General features: G+C 70.9%; 2 protein-coding genes. Both read left to right on the forward strand.

Annotation, left to right across the window (positions count from 1 at the left end):
• Positions 1-372 precede the first annotated feature (372 nt).
• Positions 373-1,050 carry a methyltransferase family protein gene (locus CH341_RS30085; protein ID WP_210208675.1) on the forward strand — a complete coding sequence of 226 codons (678 nt, stop codon included), beginning with the start codon at positions 373-375 and terminating at the stop codon, positions 1,048-1,050.
• Between the two features lie 126 nt (positions 1,051-1,176).
• The coding region (gene ilvD / locus CH341_RS30090; RefSeq protein WP_111423146.1) for a dihydroxy-acid dehydratase at positions 1,177-3,064 on the forward strand (1,888 nt) is incomplete at its 3' end.

A 3,064-nucleotide genomic window follows, 5' to 3' on the forward strand; every position in this document is an offset into this window, starting at 1 on the left:
CCGAGGGTCTGGCCCGCTTCCGCGCCCACGATTTCGCCGCCGCCGCCGAGGCCTTCGCGACGATCGCCGCCACCGACCCGCCCGCTGCCCTGTTCGAGACGCGCGCGAGAGAGCTGGCCAAGACTCCCCCCGGCCCCGGCTGGGAGCCGGTGCTGACGCTGGAGGGGAAGTGAGGACGACCGGCCCCCGCAGCTTCGTGCCCCGGACGCGGCGCAGCAGGCCGAAGGCCTGATGTGCCGTGAGCCGGGGTCCAGCTTCTTTCGTCGCAGCGCTTCGATCGACCGCCCCTGGGTCCCGGCTCGCGGCGCGTTGCGCCGCGTCCGGGACACGCGGCTCTTGTCCGGGGCGGCCCCCGTCGTATGGTGCGCCGGCATGACAGACCTCGCCCGCCGCACCGTCGTCGGATTCCTGAAGCTCACGGCCTTCATGGTCCTGCTGGTGATGCTGCCGGCCGGGTCGGTGGAGTTCTGGCCGGGCTGGCTGTTCCTCGCCGCCTCGCTCGGCGCCACCGCGGCGATCGCCGCCTGGATGCTGACGCACGATCCCGCGCTGCTGGAGCGGCGCCTGACGGTCGGCCCGGCGGCCGAGCCCGATCCGGTGCAGCGCCGCATCCAGATCGTCGCCAGCGTCTTCGGCATCGCCCTGATGGTGGTGCCCGGCCTCGACCACCGCTTCCACTGGTCCGCCATGGCGCCCGGGCTCGTCGTGCTCGGCAATCTGGGGATCGTCGCCGCCTATGCGCTGTGCTTCCTGGTGTTCCGCGAGAACAGCTACGCGGCCGGCACGGTCGCCGTGGAGGCGGCGCAACCGGTGATCGCCACCGGCCCCTACGCGGTGGTGCGCCACCCGATGTACACGAGCGCCTCGTTCCTCGGCCTGTTCGGCCCGCTGGCGCTCGGCTCGTGGTGGGCGTTCTGGCCCGGCCTCGCCCTCGTCGCCGTTCTGGCGGCCCGCCTGGTGGCGGAGGAGCGCTATCTCACCGTGCACCTGCCCGGCTACGCGGCCTACCGCCTGCAGGTGCGCTGGCGGCTGGTTCCGGGCCTCTGGTAGGCGCTCTGCGGCACGAACTCCCGGACCGGCGGGTTTTCAGGGGCCCGACGACGCGCTAGAACCCGGGTCTCGCCGGCGTCGGCCGGCCCAGCCCGAAAAATCCAAACGCACGCCCGAGGTTTCGCCATGCCGCAGTACCGCTCCCGCACGACGACGCACGGCCGCAACATGGCCGGAGCCCGCGGCCTGTGGCGCGCCACCGGCATGACCGACGCCGACTTCGGCAAGCCGATCATCGCGGTGGTCAACTCCTTCACCCAGTTCGTGCCCGGCCACGTGCACCTGAAGGATCTGGGCCAGCTCGTCGCCCGCGAGATCGAGAAGGCCGGCGGCGTCGCCAAGGAGTTCAACACCATCGCGATCGACGACGGCATCGCGATGGGCCACGACGGCATGCTCTACAGCCTGCCGTCGCGCGAGATCATCGCCGACTCGGTCGAGTACATGGTCAACGGCCACTGTGCCGACGCCATGGTGTGCATCTCCAACTGCGACAAGATCACGCCCGGCATGCTGATGGCGGCGCTGCGGCTGAACATCCCGGCCGTGTTCGTCTCGGGCGGCCCGATGGAGGCCGGCAAGGTGGTGCTCGGCGGAAAAACCCGCGCCGTGGATCTGGTCGATGCCATGATCATGGCGGCCGACGACCGCGAGAGCGACGCCGACATCGCCGCGGTCGAGCGCTCCGCCTGCCCGACCTGCGGCTCGTGCTCCGGCATGTTCACGGCCAACTCGATGAACTGCCTCACCGAGGCGCTGGGTCTCTCGCTGCCCGGCAACGGCACGGTGCTGGCGACCCACGCCGACCGCAAGCGCCTGTTCGTCGAGGCCGGCCACCTGATCGTCGACCTCTGCCACCGCTATTACGAGCAGGACGACGCCTCGGTGCTGCCGCGCTCGATCGCCACCTTCCAGTCCTTCGCCAACGCCATGGCGCTCGACATCGCCATGGGCGGCTCGACCAACACGGTGCTGCATCTCCTGGCCGCCGCCCAGGAGGGCGAGGTGCCGTTCACCATGCAGGACATCGACAAGCTGTCGCGCCGCGTGCCGGTGCTGTGCAAGGTCGCCCCCTCGGTCGCCAACGTGCATGTCGAGGACGTGCATCGCGCCGGCGGCGTGATGGCGATCCTGGGCGAGCTCGACCGCGCCGGCCTGATCGACCGCTCGGTCGGCACGGTGCACACCAAGGACATGGGCGAGGCGCTCGACCGCTGGGACATCGCGCGCACCAACTCGGACTCGGTACACACGCTGTTCCGCGCCGCGCCCGGCGGCGTGCCCTCGATCGCGGCGTTCAGCCAGGAGAGCCGCTGGGACGACCTCGACCTCGACCGCCAGAAGGGCGTGATCCGCAGTGCCGACAACGCCTTCTCCAAGGACGGCGGCCTCGCCGTGCTGTACGGCAACATCGCCCAGGAAGGCTGCATCGTGAAGACGGCGGGCGTCGACGCCTCGATCCTCACCTTCACGGGCAAGGCCAAGGTGTTCGAGAGTCAGGACGCCGCCGTCGAGGGCATTCTGGGCGGCGCCCTGACGCCGGGCGACATCGTGCTGATCCGCTACGAAGGCCCGCGCGGCGGCCCCGGCATGCAGGAGATGCTGTATCCGACCAGCTACCTGAAGTCGAAAGGGCTCGGCAAGGTCTGCGCCCTGGTCACCGACGGGCGCTTCTCGGGCGGCAGCTCGGGCCTGTCGATCGGCCACGTCTCGCCCGAGGCCGCCGAGGGCGGCGCCATCGCGCTGGTGCAGGACGGCGACACGATCGAGATCGACATCCCGAACCGCAGGATCCATCTCGCCGTGAGCGACGAGGAGCTCGCCCGCCGCCGCGCCGCGATGGAGGCCAAGGGCGACAAGGCCTGGCAGCCGGAGAACCGCAACCGCAAGGTTTCGGCCGCCCTGCAGGCCTACGCCGCCTTCACCACCAGCGCCTCCCGCGGCGCCGGCAATCTCCTGGGCGACGAGCAGTCCGGCCACATCAAGGAGGTCGGCTTCGAGCTCTATCAGCAGA

The organism is Rhodoplanes roseus (assembly GCF_003258865.1).
GTDB lineage: Bacteria > Pseudomonadota > Alphaproteobacteria > Rhizobiales > Xanthobacteraceae > Rhodoplanes > Rhodoplanes roseus.